This is a genomic window from Zunongwangia mangrovi (genome assembly GCF_900112105.1).
Taxonomy (GTDB): domain Bacteria; phylum Bacteroidota; class Bacteroidia; order Flavobacteriales; family Flavobacteriaceae; genus Zunongwangia; species Zunongwangia mangrovi.
On sequence record NZ_FOKV01000006.1, the window covers coordinates 184013 to 204903 of the forward strand.

Annotated in this window: 20 protein-coding genes; 7 read left to right on the top strand and 13 right to left on the bottom strand. The window is 37.4% G+C overall.

The window, feature by feature from the left end:
• Window positions 1-6: 6 nt before the first annotated feature.
• The 3 genes from BM201_RS13750 to BM201_RS13760 form a co-directional block, all read right to left on the bottom strand.
• Complete coding sequence (locus BM201_RS13750; RefSeq protein WP_092543586.1) at window positions 7-3135, bottom strand: efflux RND transporter permease subunit; 3129 nt, start codon at window positions 3133-3135, stop codon at window positions 7-9.
• 83 nt (window positions 3136-3218) lie between these two features.
• Complete coding sequence (locus tag BM201_RS13755) at window positions 3219-4310, bottom strand: efflux RND transporter periplasmic adaptor subunit (RefSeq protein WP_092543588.1); 1092 nt, start codon at window positions 4308-4310, stop codon at window positions 3219-3221.
• Window positions 4311-4459: 149 nt separating this feature from the next.
• The gene (locus tag BM201_RS13760; protein WP_092543590.1) at window positions 4460-5071 is read right to left on the bottom strand and encodes a superoxide dismutase; all 612 of its coding nucleotides are present in this window, start codon (window positions 5069-5071) and stop codon (window positions 4460-4462) included.
• 87 nt (window positions 5072-5158) lie between these two features.
• On the opposite strand from BM201_RS13760, the gene BM201_RS13765 reads away from it, so the two are divergent.
• Window positions 5159-5803, top strand: coding sequence for a helix-turn-helix transcriptional regulator (locus tag BM201_RS13765; protein WP_092543592.1), 645 nt, complete (start codon window positions 5159-5161; stop codon window positions 5801-5803).
• A gap of 25 nt (window positions 5804-5828) precedes the next feature.
• On the opposite strand, the gene BM201_RS13770 is transcribed toward BM201_RS13765, so the two are convergent.
• From BM201_RS13770 to BM201_RS13790, 5 genes are all read right to left on the bottom strand, one after another.
• Window positions 5829-6677, bottom strand: coding sequence for an exonuclease domain-containing protein (locus BM201_RS13770; protein WP_092543594.1), 849 nt, complete (start codon window positions 6675-6677; stop codon window positions 5829-5831).
• On the bottom strand, window positions 6674-9112 hold the full coding sequence (ligA, locus tag BM201_RS13775) for an NAD-dependent DNA ligase LigA (protein WP_092543596.1): 2439 nt from the start codon (window positions 9110-9112) through the stop codon (window positions 6674-6676). Before ligA ends, BM201_RS13770 begins: the two co-directional genes overlap by 4 nt.
• Before the next feature lie 326 nt (window positions 9113-9438).
• On the bottom strand, window positions 9439-10047 hold the full coding sequence (locus tag BM201_RS13780) for an LOG family protein (protein ID WP_092543598.1): 609 nt from the start codon (window positions 10045-10047) through the stop codon (window positions 9439-9441).
• Between the two features lie 14 nt (window positions 10048-10061).
• Window positions 10062-10913, bottom strand: a complete 852-nt coding sequence (prmC, locus tag BM201_RS13785) for a peptide chain release factor N(5)-glutamine methyltransferase (RefSeq protein ID WP_092543600.1) — start codon at window positions 10911-10913, stop codon at window positions 10062-10064.
• 217 nt (window positions 10914-11130) lie between these two features.
• The gene (locus BM201_RS13790) at window positions 11131-11616 is read right to left on the bottom strand and encodes a GNAT family N-acetyltransferase (protein WP_092543602.1); all 486 of its coding nucleotides are present in this window, start codon (window positions 11614-11616) and stop codon (window positions 11131-11133) included.
• 29 nt (window positions 11617-11645) lie between these two features.
• On the opposite strand from BM201_RS13790, the gene ribD reads away from it, so the two are divergent.
• From ribD to BM201_RS13805, 3 genes are read left to right on the top strand one after another with little or no spacing between them, the layout of a single operon-like run.
• Window positions 11646-12686 (top strand): bifunctional diaminohydroxyphosphoribosylaminopyrimidine deaminase/5-amino-6-(5-phosphoribosylamino)uracil reductase RibD, encoded by a 1041-nt coding sequence (gene ribD, locus BM201_RS13795; RefSeq protein ID WP_175487045.1) that lies wholly within the window; start codon window positions 11646-11648, stop codon window positions 12684-12686.
• Entirely contained in the window at window positions 12679-13290 is a 612-nt protein-coding gene (locus BM201_RS13800; RefSeq protein ID WP_084842910.1) for an HAD family hydrolase, read from the top strand. Before ribD ends, BM201_RS13800 begins: the two co-directional genes overlap by 8 nt.
• Window positions 13291-13325: 35 nt before the next feature.
• The gene (locus tag BM201_RS13805; protein ID WP_092543606.1) at window positions 13326-13940 is read left to right on the top strand and encodes an IMPACT family protein; all 615 of its coding nucleotides are present in this window, start codon (window positions 13326-13328) and stop codon (window positions 13938-13940) included.
• Between the two features lie 291 nt (window positions 13941-14231).
• On the opposite strand, the gene BM201_RS13810 is transcribed toward BM201_RS13805, so the two are convergent.
• On the bottom strand, window positions 14232-14624 hold the full coding sequence (locus tag BM201_RS13810) for an acyl-CoA thioesterase (RefSeq protein ID WP_092543608.1): 393 nt from the start codon (window positions 14622-14624) through the stop codon (window positions 14232-14234).
• Between the two features lie 208 nt (window positions 14625-14832).
• Here BM201_RS13810 and dnaA point away from each other — a divergent pair, with 208 nt between their 5' ends.
• Genes dnaA through BM201_RS13830 form a run of 3 tightly spaced genes read left to right on the top strand, consistent with a single transcriptional unit; the run spans window position 14833 to window position 17509 of the window.
• Window positions 14833-16260, top strand: a complete 1428-nt coding sequence (gene dnaA / locus BM201_RS13820; protein ID WP_092543612.1) for a chromosomal replication initiator protein DnaA — start codon at window positions 14833-14835, stop codon at window positions 16258-16260.
• A gap of 53 nt (window positions 16261-16313) precedes the next feature.
• On the top strand, window positions 16314-16784 hold the full coding sequence (locus tag BM201_RS13825; protein ID WP_092543614.1) for a low molecular weight protein-tyrosine-phosphatase: 471 nt from the start codon (window positions 16314-16316) through the stop codon (window positions 16782-16784).
• Window positions 16784-17509, top strand: a complete 726-nt coding sequence (locus BM201_RS13830; protein ID WP_092543616.1) for an SAM-dependent methyltransferase — start codon at window positions 16784-16786, stop codon at window positions 17507-17509. Before BM201_RS13825 ends, BM201_RS13830 begins: the two co-directional genes overlap by 1 nt.
• An 8-nt stretch (window positions 17510-17517) precedes the next feature.
• Here BM201_RS13830 and BM201_RS13835 read toward each other — a convergent pair whose 3' ends face one another.
• The 4 genes from BM201_RS13835 to dapF form a co-directional block, all read right to left on the bottom strand.
• Window positions 17518-18195 (bottom strand): peptidoglycan-binding protein LysM, encoded by a 678-nt coding sequence (locus BM201_RS13835; protein WP_092543618.1) that lies wholly within the window; start codon window positions 18193-18195, stop codon window positions 17518-17520.
• 210 nt (window positions 18196-18405) lie between these two features.
• Window positions 18406-19449, bottom strand: coding sequence for an endolytic transglycosylase MltG (gene mltG / locus BM201_RS13840; protein ID WP_092543620.1), 1044 nt, complete (start codon window positions 19447-19449; stop codon window positions 18406-18408).
• Window positions 19439-19972 carry a GNAT family N-acetyltransferase gene (locus BM201_RS13845; RefSeq protein WP_092543622.1) on the bottom strand — a complete coding sequence of 178 codons (534 nt, stop codon included), beginning with the start codon at window positions 19970-19972 and terminating at the stop codon, window positions 19439-19441. The genes mltG and BM201_RS13845 overlap by 11 nt, the downstream gene beginning before the upstream one ends.
• The gene (dapF, locus tag BM201_RS13850; RefSeq protein ID WP_092543624.1) at window positions 19966-20757 is read right to left on the bottom strand and encodes a diaminopimelate epimerase; all 792 of its coding nucleotides are present in this window, start codon (window positions 20755-20757) and stop codon (window positions 19966-19968) included. The genes BM201_RS13845 and dapF overlap by 7 nt, the downstream gene beginning before the upstream one ends.
• Between the last annotated feature and the right edge of the window lie 134 nt (window positions 20758-20891).

The window sequence follows — 20891 nt, forward strand, 5'->3', positions numbered from 1 at the left end:
TTAAATTTATTCTTCATTATTTGCAGGCTTACCACTTACTTTTTCCTGTAAAGACTGGAAGAGCATAAAGAGCGCCGGGATCACAAAAATTCCAAACAAAGTCCCTGTTAGCATTCCGCCAACTGCGGCGGTACCGATAGATCGGTTACTCACTGCTCCTGCTCCCGAGGCTAGCATTAACGGCACTAATCCGAAAATAAAAGCAAACGAAGTCATTAAAATAGGTCGTAAACGTGCGCGTGCTCCTTCTACTGCCGAGGTAAACAAGCTTTCACCATTTTTACGGTGCATAAGGGCAAATTCGACAATTAGGATCGAGTTTTTTGCAAGCAGACCAATAAGCATTATCAAACTGATCTGAAGGAAAATATTATTATCGATCCCGAATAATTTGGCGAATAAAAAGGCTCCTGAAAGTCCGAAAGGTAAAGGCAACAATACCGAAAATGGCAGAATATAGCTCTCGTATTGCGCAGCCAGTAAAAAGTACACAAATACCAGACAAAGTATAAAAATGTAAACCGTCTGGCTACCGCTGCTTACCTCTTCCCTACTTAAACCGGCAAATTCGTATCCAAATTGTTTTGGCAGATTCTCATCGGCAACTTCCTGAATCGCTTTTACCGCATCACCCGAACTGTAACCCGGCGCCGGAACACCCGTTACATTTGCTGAAGTATACAGGTTGAACCGTCTAATAAATTCAGAACCATAGACTTTTTTAAGCGTTACAAACTGCGTAATGGGTACCATTTCTCCCTGAACGGTTTTTACCATCACTGCGTGAAGATCTTCTGGCTTGGCACTAAATACAGGATCAGATTGGACCATAACGCGATATTGCTTATTAAATCGGTTAAAATCTGAAGCGTAAATTCCGCCATAATATCCTTGCATCACGGCCAAAACCTGATCTGGCGTGATCCCTGCCATTTCGCATTTAGCGATATCAACTTCCAGCTCAAACTGCGGGAAATTGTTATTAAACGAAGTGGTCGCGTATAAGATCTCGGGACGTTGATTTATCGCTCCCAGATAATTTTGCACCACACCGCTAAACTGATCCATATCGTTTGCTGTTCTATCCTGAAGATTGAACTCAAATCCATTGGTGTTTCCAAATCCCTGAAGCGTAGGCGCTGCAAAGAAAATGATATTCGCTCCTTTTATTCCTGAAGTCTTATAGAATAAATTGTTCACCACACTCTCGATATCCTGGCCTTCACCAGCACGTTCTTCCCAATCTTTTAAACGAATAAAGAATGCACCATAAGAACCGCCGGCACCACTAATTAGATCCTGCCCTGCCATTCTGGTTGAAGATTCAACTTCAGGAACCGTTCTAATAATACTATCAATTTGATCGGTTAAAGCTTCGGTTCTTTCTAAAGATGCTGAAGGTGGTAAGATCACATTTCCGAAGATGGCTCTACTATCTTCCGCAGGAACAAATCCTGTAGGTGTATTTTTGATCAAAAACCACGATAACACAGAAAACACAGCGATACTTCCTAAAGCCAGCCATTTTCTTTTCAGTAAAAACTGCACTCCTTTTACATATTTTGCGGTGATCGCATTAAAGGCAATATTAAATCCTGCATAAAAACGTTGAATTCCGGTTTTCTTTTTTTGATGATCTGCGTGCGGTTTTAAGAAAATTGCACACAAAGCCGGACTCAGCGTTAAGGCATTTACTGCGGAAATCACAATGGCGATCGCCAGTGTAAGACCAAATTGCTTATAAAAAACTCCAGCTGAACCACCAATAAAAGATACCGGCACAAACACAGCGGCCATCACAAGTGTGATCGATACGATCGCACTGCTAATTTCGCTCATTGCACTCAGCGTTGCTTTTCTAGCCGATTTTGCTCCTTCATCTAACTTGGCGTGAACTGCCTCAACGACCACAATTGCATCATCTACAACAATACCAATAGCGAGCACCAGTGCAAAAAGCGTAAGTAGGTTGATCGTAAATCCAAAAACTTTTAGGAAAAAGAAGGTTCCCACAATTGCCACCGGAACCGAGATCGCCGGAATTAACGTAGATCTAAAATCCTGTAAAAAGATAAACACCACGATAAATACCAGAATAAAGGCTTCGATAAGTGTGTGCTCTACTTTTTCTATGGAAGCATTTAAAAACTCGTTAGCATTCAAAAACGGTGAATATTCAATTCCTGAAGGAAAATCTTTAGAACTTTCTTCAATAATGCGCTGGCATTCGTTGATCAATTCATAGGCATTAGAACCTGCCGTTTGGCTCACTGCGATAGATGTACTTGGATAACCCTGAGTTGTGGTGCTACTCCCATAACTTAAAGCGCCAAGTTCTACTTTTGCGATATCGTCTAACCGTAAAATATGCCCATCTTTATCGGCTCGTATAATGATATTCCCAAACTCTGATGCGGTTTGTAATCGTCCTTTATATTTGATGGTATATTGAAAAGCTTGGTCTCCATTCACACCAAATTTACCCGGAGCCGCTTCAATGTTTTGCTGGCGTAATTTAGCAATCACATCATTAGGTACTAAACCATAAGAAGCCATCGCATCTGGCTTCAGCCAAATTCGCATCGAGTAATCACGAGCCCCATAGATAAATGCATCGCCAATTCCGTTTACACGTTTTAATTTTGGTAGGATATTAAGATTTACATAATTCTGCAAAAAGTTTTGATCGTAAGTATCTTTGGTACTGTGCAAACTAAAAATATACACTAAACTAGTTTGCTTTTTACTGGTAGAAACTCCCGCTCTAATCACCTCTTCTGGCAATAAACTATTGGCTTTATTTACCCGGTTCTGAACGTTCATCGCAGCCAAATCTGGATCTGTACCCAAATCGAAATAGATCGTGATCGTCGCGCTACCATCGTTACCCGCGGTAGAGGTCATATATTGCATATTTTCTACCCCATTAATTTGTTCTTCTAACGGGATCAAAACACTATTTCTAACCACGTCTGCATTCGCTCCCTGATAAGAAGCAGTCACTTCTACCGTAGGCGGTGCAATGTCTGGATATTGCGAGATAGGAAGGGTAAACAATCCCAGCAATCCCAGGATCACGATGATGATCGATATCACCGTAGAAAGCACTGGTTTACTTATAAATTTTTGTAACATATTTTTTAATTTAAGACAATAAGCATCCAGGATCGACTATGTAAAAACATAGCAATCAAACACTTAATCGTATTTCAAATAATTTACTGGGTAATGATATTCGGTTTAATTTGAAGGCTGTCGCGAAGTGTTCCTGCGCCTTCAAAAACGATGATATCTCCTTCTGAAAGTCCTTCGGTTACCACAAATTTGTTGTCTACAGTGGTTGGCATCGTTTTAATTTCTGAAGTAAAAACGCGATCGTCTTTTACTTTATAGACCATTCGTTTATCCTGAAGTTCGAAAGTTGATTTCTGCGGAACCATTATTGCTGAAGAGAATGCCTGCGGAATAAGGATTTTTCCACTACCACCACTACGTATTCTTTGATTGGCATTTGGAAAAACAGCCGTAAGTCTAGCCGATCCTGTTTGCTGATTTAATAATCCACCAATCGCTGTAATCTCACCTTCACTTTCTAAAATGCTACCGTCTGAAAGCTGAAGCTTCACTTTACGGAAAGATTTCAGTTTATCATCAACCGAGTTTCCTTCGTGATCTGCATAAAATTCTAAGTATTCTTTTTCGTCCATAGAAAAATAAACTTTTACATTATCGATATCAGAAACTACGGTTAACGGCGCTACCACTTGCGGACTCACCAAACTTCCGGTACGATACGGAATTGCTCCAACAACCCCATCAACCGGACTTTTAATAAACGTATATCCCTGATTGGCCTGGGCCTGAGCTAAAGAAGCTCTTTGTGCTGCAAGATCAAGTTTGGCAGCATCTAATTCGTATTGATTTATAATGCCTTCTTCTACAAGCGGAGTAGCTTTTTGCACTTTTAATTCGGCATTTTTAACGGCAGATTGTGCGGCTTTTACCACTTCGTTATACTGCGGAGCATCAATTTTAAAGAGAAGATCTCCCTTTTTTACTCGGCTTCCTTCTTCAACATAGATCTTCTGTAAATAGCCATCGATTCTGGGACGAATTTCAATATCTTCTTCCCCCTGAATAACCGCAGGATATTTTCGCTGAAGTGAAGTTGGCGCTTCTGTAATTTTTAAAACCGGATATTGCGGAGCAGCCTGCACCATGTTCTGGCTGCTTTCATTTTTACATGAAGACAATAAACCTCCAAAAAGGATTATCACCATAATCCTTATCCCCTTGTGATAATTTTGCATGTCTGTAAGGTATTTTGATTCGAAAAACACATAGGAGTGGCTGTCAAAAAACCGAGATGTTTTTTGATTAAAATGTTTTTCGGAAGTTAAAAAGAGCTAAACCCGGCAATAAAACTCACCGGATCTAGCAGTTGGAATGGTAAGAAAAATTATTTTTTAGCTGCCTGGTAACGCTTCTCTACTTCGTCCCAGTTTACAAGATTCCAGAACGCACCAATATACTCAGGTCGCTTATTTTGATAGTTTAAATAGTAAGCATGCTCCCAAACGTCTAATCCTAAAATTGGAGTTCCTTTATCATCAGCAACATCCATTAATGGATTGTCTTGATTAGGAGTAGAAGTTACTTTTACTTTGTTATCTTCACCTACGATTAGCCATGCCCATCCAGAACCAAAACGTGTAGCTGCAGCATTATCAAAAGCTTCTTTAAACGCTTCAAAAGAACCGTAAGCATCGGTAATGGCTTTTGCTACTTCTCCAGTTGGCTGGCCACCACCATTCGGACTCAAAATTGTCCAAAACAAATTGTGATTAAAATAACCCCCGCCATTGTTTCTAATTCCTTTAGATTGTTCAGATATATTAGCAAAAAGACTTTCTAAATCTTTATCAGCTAATCCTGCATCTTCTAAAGCTGCATTTAATTTAGCAGTATAACCATTGTGGTGTTTTGTATGGTGAATTTCCATAGTTGTTGCATCAATGTGAGGTTCTAAAGCATCATACGCGTATGGTAATTTTGGCAATTCGTAACTCATATCTTTGTAGTTTTAAAAATTAAACTTTTTATTACACTACAAATGTAGTACTTTTGATTAATAAACCAAATAATTACTTTGTTTATTATGGAAAATAATATTTCAGATAACGAAAGAGCGGTTTCGATACTTAAAAATAAAGGAGAACAGACGATTAAAGAATTGGCGCAGGAACTTAAAGTCACTACGGAAGGTGCTCGTTTTCAGCTTCTAAAATTATCTAATGAGGGGTTTGTAAAATCTGAAAGTAGATCTAAAGGTCGCGGTAGACCTCAACAGGTTTGGTCACTTACCGCAAAAGGTCATGCACGTTTTCCTGACACGCATTCTGGTCTTACCGTAAAGTTAATAGAAAAAATCAAACAAAACCTTGGTGAAGAGGCGCTTAACCAGATCATTTTTGCCGCTGGGGAAGATAACATTCTTCGATATAAAAAAAATATTGATAGCACAGATAGCCTGGAAAATAAGTTGGAGCAATTGGCTGAAATTCGTACCAAGGAAGGCTATATGGCAAGGTTTGAAAAAGAGGAAGATGGTAGTTTTATGCTTATCGAAAATCACTGCCCAATTTGTGAAGCTGCAAAAACCTGCCAGGGATTCTGCAAATCTGAACTAAACACTTTTAAGAAAGTTCTTGGTGAAAATATTCAAATTAAAAGAGTAAATCACATTTTGGCCGGTGCACGCCGTTGTGCTTATAAAATTGAAGAAGAAACTGTAAAGGTTTAAAAACTAAAGCTTAAAATATCGAATATCACAAAACCTGAAGGATCTTTAAAAACTCATTTTCTGAAAGCACCTTAGTTCCAGTAGATCTTGCTTTACCGAGTTTTGCCTGGCCCGGTTCTGTGCCGCAAACCAGATAATTCGTTAATCCTGAAACAGATCCAGTCACCCGACCACCATTCTGGGTTATGATCTTTTGCATTTCAGTTCTCGAGAAATTCTGAAAATTCCCAGAAATCACAAATCGTATACCTCCAAATAGCTGACTAAAACTTGCCAAAGCTTTACGCCGAATTTGCACGTTTTGGCCTTGCTTTTCTGCAATCCAATCTAAATAACTGGACGGAAATTCTACGCCATGCTCCTGCTGCAATTCTAGTTCTTGCTCTACCCTATTAAGTTTTAAAAACAATTCGCCACAAACAAAAGCATCTTCTAAAGCATTGTGATGGTGAAACTGCGGAACTTCAAAAAAGTTAGCTAAGGAACTAAGTTTATAACTTGGTAATCTTAACAGTTTTCTGGCGCGTTGCAGCGTGCAAAAACTATTAAACTGTGGCAATTCTATTCCGTAGCGCTGCAAAGAATAAAGTAGCACAGAATTATCGAATTTCGCATTATGCGCCACTAAAGTCTTTCCTTCAATAAAAGGAATCATCTCTTCCCATCGCTCAGCAAAATTCTTTTCGTGCTGAACATCTTCATACCTAATTCCATGAATTTGTACCGCAAACGGATTAAAATAGGCGACTTCAGGATTTATTAATTCGTAAAATTCGCGATATTTTTTACCATTTTTATATTCCACCATTCCAAGTGAACAAGGATTTTTTCCACTGGCGGTTTCAAAATCAAAAGCTACAAAATCTTCAATCATTCGATCATTTTAAAAAATTCTTTTTCACTTATCATTTTGATTCCTTCTTTTTCAGCTTTCACCTTTTTACTTGGCCCCATTTTTTCACCAACTATAAGATAAGAAGTGCTTTTAGATAAAGAACCTAAATTCTTTCCGCCGTTCTCTTCAATATGTTTTTTAAGCTCATTTCTAGAAATAGAAAAGGTTCCGGAAACCACAAAACTCAGTCCTTCTAACTTGTTCGAAGCAGTTTCTTTTTCTTCCATTTCGAACTGTAAATCTTTTTCACGTAAACGATTTACAATCTTCAGATTTTCTTCATCCGTAAAAAACTCGGTAATACTTGCCGCCACACGCTCGCCAACATCGCGAAGCTCGATAAGTTCTTCTACACTCGCTTCCATCAGTTTGTCGATATTCCCAAAATGTTCGGCTATTTTTCGCGCACTTACTTCTCCAACATCTCGAATTCCCAAAGCAAACAAGACTTTATCGAAAGTTCTTTTTTTAGATTCCTCTACGGAATTCAATATATTTTCTGTGGTCTTCTTCTGAATACTAATTCGGCTTCGATCTGAAATTTTAGTGATAAAATCGTCGAATTTCGGGTAATGCTGAAAGCTTTCATTCCGAAGTAATTCATCGATATAATCGGCATTTTTAAGCGCTTCTTTCGCCGGCTGGTTTTCCTGATGGTCTGGAAATTTAAGATCGATCAATAAATTCACCGAAACACAATCTTCCATAGAAGTATAGGCTGAAACATCTACGCGCTGCATGGCGGAATTCAATTCATTCAGAAAACGCTTAAATTTCTTTTCGTCAACAGCTTCAACTTCAGCAATATTCAAACTAAAAAGTTCCTCTAATTGTACAATTTCGGCTCCTATTTTTTCTGAATCTGCTCGCGTAATACTTCCCCAACCCTGGCTCAAAGCATAAATCGCCTGACCTAATTTTACCTGAAGCTCTCCTTCTTTTTTGATTCCGGCTTCCTCGTTATCCAACCAACGTTCCTGCCCAATAATATCATCGTAAGTGAGATAATAGAAATCGGAGTAATTATTAATTATTCCGTTATAATATAGAATTTCGATCGTTCCTTTCCCTAATCCGTCGATGTCCATGGCCTTTCTGGAAACAAAATGCTCCATTCGGCCAATAATTTGCGGTGGGCACCCAACGTAATTTGGGCAAAAATGCTGCGCTTCGCCTTCATTTCGCTCTAATTCAGTTCCGCACTCCGGACAATGCGTTGCGTAAATTGTAGGCTGCGATTCTTGATCACGCTGCTTAAAATCTACGCCAACAATTTTAGGAATAATTTCACCTCCTTTTTCAACAAACACCTTATCGCCTTCACGAATATCGAGCTTTTCAATTTGATCTGCATTATGCAAGGAAGCACGCTTTACAATAGTTCCCGCCAATTGCACGGGTTCTAAATTCGCCACCGGAGTGATCGCTCCCGTTCGGCCAACCTGGTAAGTGATCTTATTCAGCTTAGTTGTTTCCTGCTCGGCTTTAAATTTATAAGCCATCGCCCAACGTGGCGATTTTGCCGTATAACCTAATTCTTCCTGCTGGCTAAAATCGTTCACCTTTACCACCACGCCATCTGTCTCGTAAGGCAGATCGTGGCGATGAATATCCCAATAATTGATATATTCTAAAACCTCGTCGATATTATTTTTCAATTCACTTTCTGCCGGAACTTTAAAGCCCCAATCACGAGCTTTTTCTAAACTTTCATACTGAGACGAAATTGGAAGATTTTCGCCTGCAATATTGTAAAGCAAACAATCTAAAGGTCGCTTAGAAACCTCAGCACTATCTTGTAATTTCAAACTTCCTGAAGCCGTATTACGAGGATTTGCATAAGGTTCTTCTCCATTTTCAACACGCTCGGCGTTCAATTTCGCAAAACCTTCGAATGGTAATACGATCTCTCCACGAATATGAAATTTCTCGGGATAATCACCTCGCAATTTCAAAGGCACAGATCGAATGGTTTTCACATTATTAGTCACATCATCGCCCTGAAAACCATCACCACGAGTTACCGCCTGCACCAGTTCTCCTTTCTCGTAAGTAAGGCTCATCGAAGCGCCATCGTACTTTAATTCACAGGTATATTTTATATCGCCATCCACCAACTTGCGGATACGCGTTTCCCAATCTTGCAATTCTTCTTTAGAATACGAGTTAGAAAGCGAATACATACGATATTCGTGCACAATCGTCGCAAAATTCTTGGTTACCGCGCCACCTACACGCTGCGTTGGCGAGTTAGGATCGTTAAATTCGGGATGCTTTTCTTCTAATTCCTGAAGCTCTTTCAGCTTCATATCAAAATCATAATCACTAATTTCAGGATTATCCAAAACGTAATACTGATAATTATGATGCTGCAATTCTTCCCGAAGCGCGGTAATTTTCTTCTCGATTTCCATGTGCTTTTATAAATAGAGAATCATTAAAAAATGATCGTATTCTTTCTTCTGATAAGTTTAGTTTCCAAACCTAATAAAATATTGGTTTATTAAGAATTGGACAATTGGTAATTTTGGTTAAAGTGGTTTTTAATATTTTCAGCTTTTAGCCGTCAGCGATCAGCCTTTCACAGGATTCGATATTTCTATTTTCCTGACTCCTGATTATTATTTCACATGAAAAGATCTCTCCACTTCGCCTGCCTGCCGGCGAGGCAGGGTCGAGATGACAAAAAATGCAACTCTCGACAACTCCGAAAATTATATAGATATTAAAGATCTACTACCTACGTCTGATTTTTAGTAATCCACTTTGGTGTGGGGAGTGGTTTAAAAAACTTCATTTTTTCGTACAATTCTTCGATAGTTTCAGCAATGATCAGCAAATCGAAATTCTCTTTTTTCAGCAGGCCTTTATCTACCATTTTACGAAGCATACTGATCAAATCATCGTAAAAACCATCAATATTCAGCAATCCAATGGGTTTTTGATGCAAGCACAACTGCGCCCAGGTAACAATTTCAAAAAGCTCTTCAAAAGTTCCAAAACCTCCCGGAAGGGTGATAAAGCCATCACTTAAACGATGCATCGTAAGTTTACGCTCGTGCATATCCTGCGTCGTGATCAATTCATCCAAATTGGTATGCACCACTTCTTTGATTTTTAGGAATTCTGGGATTACGCCGGTCACTTCACCTCCGTTTTCCTGAACTCCGGCTGCCACATGGCCCATAAGTCCGCGTTTACTACCACCGTAGATCAAACGAATATCGTTTTTGGCCAAAAACGAGCCCAATTTTTTAGAGGTTTCTATAATTTCTGAATCGATCCCATCGCTGCTGGCACAAAAAACAGCAATACTTTTTAGAGAATTCTGTAGGTTATTTTCTTCCAAAATAGCAGATTTTTTTAGCGTTTTTGGGCTTTTAGCATTCTAAAATTTCCAAACATATCCTTTCGAAGCTTAGCATCAAAACCATGATCTTGGACCATAGCTTTTGTTTCTTCGCCCAGGTATTGGTTAATTTCAAAAAATAACAAACCATTTTTGGCAAGCCCTTCTTGTGCTAATTTCGTGATTTTCTTATAGAAAAGTAAAGGATTTTCGTCTTTTACATAAAGTGCAGTTTCCGGCTCATACTGTAACACATTTTGATGCATTTCGGCTTTTTCTAATTCGCGAACATACGGCGGATTTGAAACAATAATATCAAATTGCTGCGGAAGTTTTTCTGCGGAAAGAATATCCTGTTGTATAAATTCTACTGAAACTTCGTTTTGTTCCGCATTAAGATTGGCGATTTCTAAGGCTTCTTCTGAAATATCTATTGCTGAAATTTGAGCTTTTGGCAAGTGTTTTTTTATGCTGATCGGGATACAGCCACTACCCGTTCCGATATCCAAAATCTTTAAACTTGATTTTTGCTGAAGCGAAACCTCATCTAAGATCCATTGCACCAATTCTTCGGTTTCTGGTCGCGGAATTAAAACTCCGGGTGCAACTTTAAAATTCAGACTAAAAAATTCGGTTTCCCCTATGATATATTGAATAGGTTCAAAAGAAGCGAGTTTTTCTAAAGCCTGCCCAAATTCGTTAATTTCAGCTTCACTTAATTTTTTGTTAGGTTCTAAAGCCATCTGCAACCTACTCAATTCTAAAATATGCGCTGCCAACAAATTAAAAAAGGACAGAATTTCCTCCTTTGGGTAGTTATCACCAAGATCTTCTAAGAATTTACGTTTAAGTTGAGTGATGGTCATTGTTTTAGTTTACAGTTTTTTAGCTTTTAGCATTCAGCATAATAAGCAATTCTTTTTTCGCGAATCAGATTCAGAAAAAAAGTTTCTTCTCTATTTTCTTCATTCAAAATTCAACATTTAAAATTCAAAATAAAATAAAGTCTCTTCTCTCTATTCTATTTTCTATTTTCTCAAATCTAAACTCTAACAGCGAAGCTATCTAACATCTAATTTTCAACTACAGTTCTTTTATCATCCAAACCGTACAATTATAATGTCCAGTATTGCCAAGCGGTTTTTCTAATTCCTCAAAACCGGTTTTCTTATATAATTTACAGGCATCTTTCATGTAGGGTAAAGTCTCAATATAGCATTTTTTATAATCCTGACTTTTGGCAAATTTTAAACAGGTATCCATCATTTGGGCGCCAAGACCTTTTCCGCGAGCTTCAGGTAAAAAATACATCTTTTGTAATTCGCAAATTTCGGTTTCGAATCCGGGTAACGGGCCAATCCCGCAACAACCAATGATCTTACTATCTTCTTCGATCACAAAATATGCTTTACGTTCCGCATCGTATTCGGCAGTCATATCCTCCAAAGCTTTATCCTCGTATGCAGTTCCAACTTTTGGAACACCTAATTCTACTAAAACTTCCTGGATAACTTTTTTAACCTGCTGATTGTCTTGCAGCTGAATTTCCCTAATTTTAAGCATGCTCATTCTGACTAATTAATCCTATTTTTGTGGCTGTGAATATACACGAAAAATATATAAAACGCTGTTTGCAACTGGCCGAAAACGGGCTGGGAAGCACCTATCCAAATCCCATGGTAGGTAGCGTTATTGTTTACGAAGACAAGATCATTGGCGAAGGCTGGCATCAAAAAGCAGGTGAGCCACATGCCGAGGTAAATGCGGTAAATTCGGTTAAAGATCCAGAGCTTTTAAAGAAATCGACCATTTATGTAAGTTTAGAACCTTGCAGCCATTTTGGAAAAACGCCGCCTTGCAGTGACCTTATCATCGCCAAAGGCATTAAAAAAGTGGTGGTTGCCACGGTAGATCCTTTTGCTGAAGTTGCCGGACGAGGCATTAAAAAATTAATGGAAGCCGGTTGCGATGTGATGCTTGGTGTATTAGAAAAAGAAGCGCAGGATCTAAACAAGCGATTTTTCACTTTTCACAATAAAAAGCGTCCTTATATTATATTGAAATGGGCGCAAACTGAAGACGGTTTTATCGCTCCGTTTAAACGTGAAGATCGTGCTCCCGTTTGGATAAGTAATCGCAACTCGAAGCAATTAGTGCATAAATGGCGAGCTGAAGAACAATCTATTTTAGTAGGTACAAAAACCGCGATCGACGATAATCCAAAACTGAACACCAGATTACACGCAGGAAACAATCCCGTGCGGGTGGTAATCGACCGCTCTGGCAAAATCCCGGCAGATTCTGCTATTTTCGATGGAAGCATAAAAACGATTGTTATTGCTGAAAGTATTCCAAAAAAAGAGGCTAAAAACATCGAATATCGGCAAGCTGATTTTACTGAAAATTTACCTGAACAAATTGGAAAAATCTTATTTCAGGAAAATTTACAATCGGTTATTATTGAAGGTGGCTTGCAAACGCTTCAAAGTTTTATCGATGCTGAATTATGGGATGAAGCCCGGGTTTTTACCGGAAATGTTCAGCTTAAAGAAGGAATTTTAGCTCCAAAGTTTCAGGGAAAATTAATTTCCGAAGAAAAAATAGAAGACAATATTTTAAAGACCTATTTAAATGATTAAAACCATAATTTTCGATTTTGGCGATATTTTTATCAATCTTGACAAATCGGCTACGCCGGCTCAATTAGAGAAATTCGGCATTAAAAATTTACCAGAATCGATCGTTGCTATCAATCAGGAATATGAAAAAGGTCTAATTTCTTCTGAAGAATTCTTCAACAGCTATAAAAAGGAGTTCAGTACGGTCGAAAAAGACCAATTTCTTGATGCCTGGAACGCTATTTTGGTAGATTTTCCCGAATATCGATTAGAATTTATAAAGAAACTGGCTGCAGAGAAAGATTATCAGCTTTTACTATTGAGTAACACCAATGAAATTCATATTGATTGGGTAAAAGAAAATGTGTCGTTTTTTAACGAATTTCAGCAATGTTTTGATGCTTTTTATTTGTCTTACGAGATCAATTTCAGGAAACCAGACGCCAATATCTACGAATATGTGCTTAAGCAGCATGATTTAAAGCCCGAAGAGTGTCTTTTTATAGACGACACCAAGGAAAATACCGATGCTGCGGCAGCTTTAGGAATCAATGTTTGGAATTTGGAACCTACGCGAGAAGATGTGATCGATCTATTTACAACCAAGAAAGAATTATTCTCTTAAAAGCGGTTTTCGTTAAAATTCCTTAGTTTGCCAAAATGAAGGACACCTACAAAACCATAACCAAAGCATCTGAAGAAGTTTTATTTAAAGACCGAAATTCGAAGTTTTTTGGCTATGCTTTTCCTATTAAAAATGAAGAAGAAGCCAATCTTTACCTGGAAGAATTAAGATCGAAACATCATAAAGCAAGGCACTGGTGTTATGCCTGGCAAACAGGAAAGGAAGAACAGGATATTTATTATCGTGCTAACGACGATGGCGAACCATCAAATTCGGCCGGGATGCCAATTTATGGACAAATTCAGTCGTTTGAAGTCACCAATATTTTAATTGTGGTTGTTAGATATTTTGGTGGTGTAAAATTAGGTGTAGGCGGACTAATAAACGCTTATAAAACTGCAGCGCAAATGGCGCTGGAAAATTCGAATATCGTTAAGCGTACGATCGACGAAATTTTTGAAGTTCATTTTGATTATCCTGAAATGAATATCGTAATGCGCCTCATCAAAGAAAACAATCTAAATATTATCGAACAAAAGCTTGAGTTAGACTGCAAGATCTATTTATCGGTAAGGAAAAAAGAAGCCGAAGCGATTTTCGATAAATTCGACACTACTTATAAGGTGGAAATAAAAAGAGTTGAGAGTTAATAAATTCAGTAGCAATCAGCAATCAGCAATCAGCAATCAGCAATCAGCAATCAGCAATCAGCAATCAGCAATCAGCAATCAGCAATCTAAGCTATTCTTTTTGTCTGCAATCCAAATTCGGAATAAAAAAGTTTCTTCTCTATTTCCTTCATTGTAATCTCAAACTCTAAAAGATCTCTCCACAAGGTCGAGATGACTTCTAAAAATTTTCATTCAAAATCCAACATTTAAAATTCAAAATAAAAAGTCTAGAGTCGAAAATTGAAAGCAAATCGGTTTAAGTTCTAGCTTCTAAAGTTTTTCCAAAACATATTCAGGACATCGCATTGGGCGTCGTGTTTCGGCATCCATAAAAACCAAGGTTGTGTTGGCAGTTGTTAACAATTCTTCCTCCTGATTATAAATTTTATAATCGAATATGATTTTAACATCTGGAGTCTGCCGCAAACTGGTAATTATCTTCAATTCATCGTCAAAAAATGCTGATTTCTTAAACTTAAAATTCATTTCATAAACTGGTAGCATAATCCCATTTTTTTCCATACTTTTATACGAGATACCAATTTTTTCAAGCCACTCAATTCGGGCAATTTCAAGATACTGAGCATAATTGCCGTGATGCACAACACCCATTTGGTCTGTTTCTGCATATCGTACTTTAAGTATTGATACATGGTCTCTCATTGACGAATTTTAAGGCTTGGAAATAAAATAAATTTTGAGTTTCGATTCATTATAAGTATGAGTAAAATATTCCAAAAATTCAATACCAAAACGGTTTTTTTTTTACATATTTTGTTCACATCTTTGTTGCCCTTCTTTTGGAAAGGAGCACTCTTATCAGGAGTTAAATCGAACAATCTAATAACCAATAAATAACGTCACACGTAGCATGTCGAAAACTGCGCAATCAGTTTGGAATAGCTGTCTAGCTTTTATAAAAGATAACATTTCGCCACAGGCTTATAAAACCTGGTTCGAGCCAATACAAGCAGTAAAGCTTACCGATTGTGCATTAAGCATACAGGTACCGTCTAAGTTTTTCTACGAGTGGTTGGAAGAACACTATGTTAAACTTTTAAAAGTTAGCTTAACCCGCGAGCTTGGGGAGAAAGCAAAATTGGTGTACGTTATAAAGATGGAAAACACCTACGGTAACAAGTTACCTTTTACCGAAAAGATTCCCAGTACACAAAGAGCTAATATGACTTCACAGGAAGTAGATGTTCCCGTGAAGAATAAAAACCCTGAATTAAAGAATCCTTTTGTGATTCCGGGGATTAGAAATGTAAAGATCGAATCTCAATTAAATCCTAGTTATAACTTCGAGAATTTCCTTGAAGGAGACTCTAACCGATTAGCCAGATCTGCTGGTTTAGCGGTAGCAAACAAACCGGGAGGAACATCTTTTAATCCGCTTCTTATTTTTGGAGGCGTTGGTCTTGGGAAAACTCATTTGGCACACGCCATTGGAGTAGAAATAAAAGACAAATATCCAGAGAAAACGGTTCTTTATATTTCTGCGGAAAAATTTACTCAGCAGTATATCGAATCTGTTAAGAAGAATAATCGAAACGACTTTATTCACTTCTACCAGATCATTGATGTTTTAATTGTAGATGACATTCAGTTATTATCGGGTAAAGCAGGAACTCAGGATGTATTTTTCCACATCTTTAACCACTTGCATCAAAACGGAAAACAGGTAATTCTTACCAGTGATAAAGCTCCGGTAGATATGCAGGATATCGAGCAGCGTTTACTTTCTCGATTTAAGTGGGGACTTTCAGCAGAATTACAACATCCAGATTTTGAAACTCGTGTTTCAATAATTAAGAATAAACTTTATCGTGATGGTGTAGAAATGCCTGAAGATATCGTTGAGTTCTTAGCGAACAACATTAAAGCTAATATTCGTGAATTAGAAGGAGCAATTATTTCTTTGATCGCTCACTCTTCTTTCAACAAAAAGGATGTTACTTTAGAACTTGCAAAGAAGATCGTCGATAATTACGTTAAGAACACCAAACGTGAAGTAAGTATCGATTACATTCAAAAAGTAGTAAGTGATTACTTCCAGATGGATGTAGAAACTTTGCAATCTAAAACCAGAAAGCGACACATTGTACAGGCGAGACAATTGGCCATGTTCTTTGCGAAGAAATTTACAAAAGCTTCCTTAGCCAGTATCGGCTCACAAATAGGAAGTCGGGACCATGCCACTGTGCTACACGCTTGCAAAACGGTAGATAATCTTGCTTCTACAGATAAGCAATTCAAGAAATTTGTAGAAGACCTCAATAAAAAATTAACGATCTAAGTTTCAAAAAGCTCTTTTAAAAGAGCTTTTTTGCTTTAAAATAGCTACTGAATATGAAAAAGAAAAAGATCCTTATGGTTTGCCTTGGCAATATTTGCCGCTCGCCTCTTGCTGAAGGAGTTTTAAAGGCAAAAGTAGATGCAAATGAAGTTTACGTAGATTCGGCCGGAACTAGCAATTATCATATTGACGATCTACCCGATCGCAGATCTATTGCTACTGCTAGAAAACATGATCTTGATATTACCGATCAACGCGGACGCCAACTTACAAAGCAAGATTTGAAAGATTTTGACCATATTTTTGTGATGGATAATTCAAATTATCGTGATGCAGTTTCTTTAACTAATTCCGAAGAAGAAAAAGCAAAAATAAAACTGATTTTAAACGAGATCTTTCCCGGTGAAAATGTAGATGTTCCAGATCCTTATTATGGCGGAGATCAAGGCTTCGAAAATGTATATCAAATGCTGGATGAAGCTACAGATAAGATCATTGAAAAATTAAACAACGGAACCTACTAATGGCAGCAAACTTTTCATTTTCAGGAAAACTTTATTTAATCCCAACGACATTGGGAGAATCTAACCCTATAGATGTTTTACCATTAACGGTAAAAAAACACGTAGAACGCATAGATCATTATATTGCTGAAAACGAAAAAACTGCGCGTAGAGCCATAAAAAAACTTGTTCCGCAGAAAAAACAGCAGATTCTAAAATTCAAAACTCTAAACAAGTTTACTGAAGTTACTGAAATCCCGAATTTTTTAGACGCCTGTAAAGAGGGATTTGATATGGGACTTATAAGTGAAGCCGGTGTTCCCGGAGTTGCCGATCCCGGTGCCGAAATTGTAAAGCTGGCTCATCAAAATGGAATACAGGTAATTCCTTTAGTTGGTCCTTCCTCGATCTTACTTGCCATGATGGGTAGCGGAATGAACGGCCAGGCTTTTAGCTTTAATGGCTACTTACCTATCGATAAAAAAGAAAAGAAGCAGGAATTGAAGAATCTTGAACGTATTTCTGCTGAAAAAAATATGGCTCAGGTTTTTATTGAAACGCCATACCGCAATAACAAGCTTTTAGAAGACCTTATACAGACTTTACACCCTTCTACCCGCCTATGTATTGCTTGCGATATCACACTGCCTACAGAATTTATCCTAACGCTTCATATAAATGAGTGGAAACAAAAAAAGGTAGACCTTCATAAAAGACCTACCATTTTTGTTATTCAAAAAGACTAAACCTAAGATTAGGAATTAGCGATATCTATTTTCGAAAAATCTACACGCGGATTTTTAACAGGTTTAATAAACGATGTATCATATCCAGAAAAACGCTTCATATAATATTTAATACTGGTACCAAATGCATCGTTAAACATCTGCGCACCATAACTTCTTAAATATTTTTTCACACTACCAGGCCCTGCAAGATGTGCAGCAGCCAGTATTCCAGATTCGGTAACTTCAACTCCATTTATTGTTTTACCAACAAAGCGTTTGATATCACGAATCAAAATCCATTTGTTACGGGAAGCATTGGTATAAAACGTTGCTTCCTGAAGTTCTGGAGTATTAAGGAATTCCTGTGTGTTGTAAACACCTAATAAATTAAGTGTTCCTTTACCAAACTGGTATTTCCCCATATAACCATACTCGTTAATACTCTTGTAGTCTCCACGAGATTCTTTAAAGCCAATTGCTTCTTTAAACCCTATATAAGACTTACCTAATTTCGGAAGTGCTTTTACAGCAACTTCTGTAGATTCTAACGGCAGCGTATCTAGCGATACCGTATAATCTAATTCAAGATTTGGAGTAGTAAAACCTTCAATCTCTAAATCGGCTGCCTTCTTAGTGCTGAAACTAAAAAACACAGATCCAGCAAGAACTGGTAACCAGGAAAGTTTAACAATTTTCTTACTCATTACATTTTTTTTCTGAAGACTTTGTTAAATCAAATTTTATTTCTATATTTATAAACTTGATTTATCTTCAAATTTGCGGATGCAAATGTAAGACAATTTTTAATAATCTGAAATTCAGACTGTTAAACCTTTCACAAAGCTATTTCAACTTTAGTAAAAAGATAACACAAAGCATATCAACAAGTTACACTTTCCTTAATTTGAGATTTTTTATCTTTTTATACCCTGTTTATTAATCCAGCGTACATATTCCTGCTTGTTTCTATTATGCTGAGCAAGGGTTTTAGCAAATTTATGATACCCGAAATTTTCTACGTTGGCTACAAAATAGAAGTAATCGTGATCCTCATAATTTAATACTGCATTAATTGAAGAAATATCGGGCATACTAATTGGCCCGGGGGGAATTGTAGCATATTTATAAGTATTGTAAGGAGAATCTAATTCAAGATCTTTATAAAGCACTCTTTTTATGATCGTATCGAAATTCTGTGTTTTTTCTTTAATCGCATAAATCACTGTAGGATCGGCATCCAATTTCCAGCCATTCTTATAACGATTCATGTACACTCCGGCAACTCTTGGACGCTCGTCTACCTTTGCGGTTTCTTTTTGCACAATAGAAGCTATAGTAATTACCTGCGCCGGTGTTAAACCAATTTCTTCAGCTTTCTTTAATTTCTCATCCGTCCAAAAGCGATCGTATTCCTTTTTCATTCTGCTTATAAATTCTTCAGCAGAGGTATTCCAAAAAAATTCATACTTATTAGGAATATACATTCCTAAGGCTGTTGCTTCGTTAAAATCATTTTCAGCAAGAAAATCCTCACTTCTCATCGCTTCAAGTAAACTAAGACTATCTGCTTCGATTTGAGACGAAACACGGCCAGCAAGATCTTCGATACGCTCCTGATTATTAAAAGTTACATTAATCGGCGCATTCCTGCTTCTAAGTGTATTGATGATCTCGTTATTGTTCATTCCTTTTTTCAGGATAAACCTTCCAGCTTTTATATTATTTGGATATTGCTTCTTTTCTGCAACGATATTAAAGCTATTAAGATCTTTGATGAGCGGTCTTAAGCTATCGATCACCGCTGGGTAAGCCGAATTTGTAGGAATTAGCACAACTTTCTCTTCGGAAGAAAATGCGGTATTTTCCCCAAAAATACTTTGATAAATATAATAACTGAATCCTCCTACGGCCACCAATCCTAAAATTGCAATGGCTACTAAAATCTTTTTAATGTACATTCTTATTTATTAGTTGATATAAATATTCGTCTTTAAAACGACCATTTACAAACGTCCATTCCTTTTTTAAACCTGCCTGCGTGAATCCGCGATTTTCGAATAGTCGCAAGCTACGCTCGTTATCTGCGGTGATATTTGCATATACCTGATGCAGTCCTAAATGCTTGAAGCAGTATTTACAAACAAGCGCTAAACTTTCGGCTCCAAAACCTTTTTGTCGTTCTTCTGGATTTGCAATTAGAATCCCAATGGCAGCCCTTCGATCTCTTGGTTCGAAATCGAAAATATCAATCAAACCAATGGGCTGATCTTTGAGATTACAAATTACCAGACGCAATTGTTTTATTTCGTAAATATCTAAATGTGAATTTTCAAGATATTTTTTCAGGATATATTTTGAAAAAGGAGCTTGCGTAGCACTTACTTCCCAAAATTCTTCGTTATTCTCCAATTCGTGAAGAAATTCGAGATCTTCAGGCTCTAATGCGCGCAGATATAATTTCTCTCCTTTTAATGTTAGCATTCGATCTCTCCTTTAAAAACAAGTTTTGCAGGACCCTTTAACCAAACATCGCTATAATTATTGCCTTCAGCTTTAAAACTTACTGATAAATTCCCTCCCGGAACCTGCAATTTCACCTCACTTGCCTTCGTTCTATTACTATTATGCGCTGCAATCGCCACTGCAGTTACTCCTGTCCCACAAGCTAAAGTTTCATCTTCTACTCCGCGTTCATACGTTCGCACTATAAAAGTATCATCAGCTTCAGTTTTCTCGACAAAATTAACGTTAGTTCCTTTTTCCTTATAATCTGTAGAATATCGTATAGCCGCTCCTTCTTCTTTCACATCAAGGTCTTTTACATTTTCAGTAAAAACAATATGATGTGGTGAACCTGTATCTAGAAATGCAATATTACCAGATTGGTAAATATCAGATACATTTTGCATCTGTAAATTTACAATATCGTCTTTATCTACAGAAGCTTTATGAGGGCCATCGATGGCGGTAAAACTGGCTTCAGATTCTATGATTCCAAGCATTTTTGCAAAAGCTACTAGACATCTCCCACCGTTGCCGCACATGCTACTTTCATTCCCATCAGCATTAAAATAAACCATTTTAAAATCGTCTCCTTCAACATCCGGGTGTTCTAAAAGAATTAATCCGTCTGCTCCTATGCCAAATTTACGGTCACAAAGCCTGTTGATCAATTTGGTATCGTTTTTGGATACTCTTTTATCACGATTATCGATCATAACAAAATCGTTTCCTGTTCCCTGATATTTGAAAAACTGAAGTCTCATTTTTTAGCAGATTTTAACGGCTCAAATATACAATTTTAGAACTGACTTCTACGTTTTTAACTATTAGCTGACAAACAGGAAAATAGAATCTATTTAGTATAATTTAAAAGTTTAATTAATAAAATTTTTCAAAA

Coding starts and splice junctions, on each gene's coding strand:
- BM201_RS13830 (WP_092543616.1), top strand. CDS start 16,784: ATGGCAGCAAACTTTTCATTTTCAGGAAAACTTTATTTAATCCCAACG.
- BM201_RS13845 (WP_092543622.1), bottom strand. CDS start 19,972: ATGCTAACATTAAAAGGAGAGAAATTATATCTGCGCGCATTAGAGCCT.
- BM201_RS13825 (WP_092543614.1), top strand. CDS start 16,314: ATGAAAAAGAAAAAGATCCTTATGGTTTGCCTTGGCAATATTTGCCGC.
- BM201_RS13810 (WP_092543608.1), bottom strand. CDS start 14,624: ATGAGAGACCATGTATCAATACTTAAAGTACGATATGCAGAAACAGAC.
- BM201_RS13750 (WP_092543586.1), bottom strand. CDS start 3,135: ATGTTACAAAAATTTATAAGTAAACCAGTGCTTTCTACGGTGATATCG.
- BM201_RS13755 (WP_092543588.1), bottom strand. CDS start 4,310: ATGCAAAATTATCACAAGGGGATAAGGATTATGGTGATAATCCTTTTT.
- BM201_RS13835 (WP_092543618.1), bottom strand. CDS start 18,195: ATGAGTAAGAAAATTGTTAAACTTTCCTGGTTACCAGTTCTTGCTGGA.
- BM201_RS13760 (WP_092543590.1), bottom strand. CDS start 5,071: ATGAGTTACGAATTGCCAAAATTACCATACGCGTATGATGCTTTAGAA.
- BM201_RS13800 (WP_084842910.1), top strand. CDS start 12,679: ATGATTAAAACCATAATTTTCGATTTTGGCGATATTTTTATCAATCTT.
- prmC (WP_092543600.1), bottom strand. CDS start 10,913: ATGACCATCACTCAACTTAAACGTAAATTCTTAGAAGATCTTGGTGAT.
- BM201_RS13805 (WP_092543606.1), top strand. CDS start 13,326: ATGAAGGACACCTACAAAACCATAACCAAAGCATCTGAAGAAGTTTTA.
- dnaA (WP_092543612.1), top strand. CDS start 14,833: ATGTCGAAAACTGCGCAATCAGTTTGGAATAGCTGTCTAGCTTTTATA.
- dapF (WP_092543624.1), bottom strand. CDS start 20,757: ATGAGACTTCAGTTTTTCAAATATCAGGGAACAGGAAACGATTTTGTT.
- BM201_RS13790 (WP_092543602.1), bottom strand. CDS start 11,616: ATGAGCATGCTTAAAATTAGGGAAATTCAGCTGCAAGACAATCAGCAG.
- BM201_RS13765 (WP_092543592.1), top strand. CDS start 5,159: ATGGAAAATAATATTTCAGATAACGAAAGAGCGGTTTCGATACTTAAA.
- BM201_RS13770 (WP_092543594.1), bottom strand. CDS start 6,677: ATGATTGAAGATTTTGTAGCTTTTGATTTTGAAACCGCCAGTGGAAAA.
- ligA (WP_092543596.1), bottom strand. CDS start 9,112: ATGGAAATCGAGAAGAAAATTACCGCGCTTCGGGAAGAATTGCAGCAT.
- mltG (WP_092543620.1), bottom strand. CDS start 19,449: ATGTACATTAAAAAGATTTTAGTAGCCATTGCAATTTTAGGATTGGTG.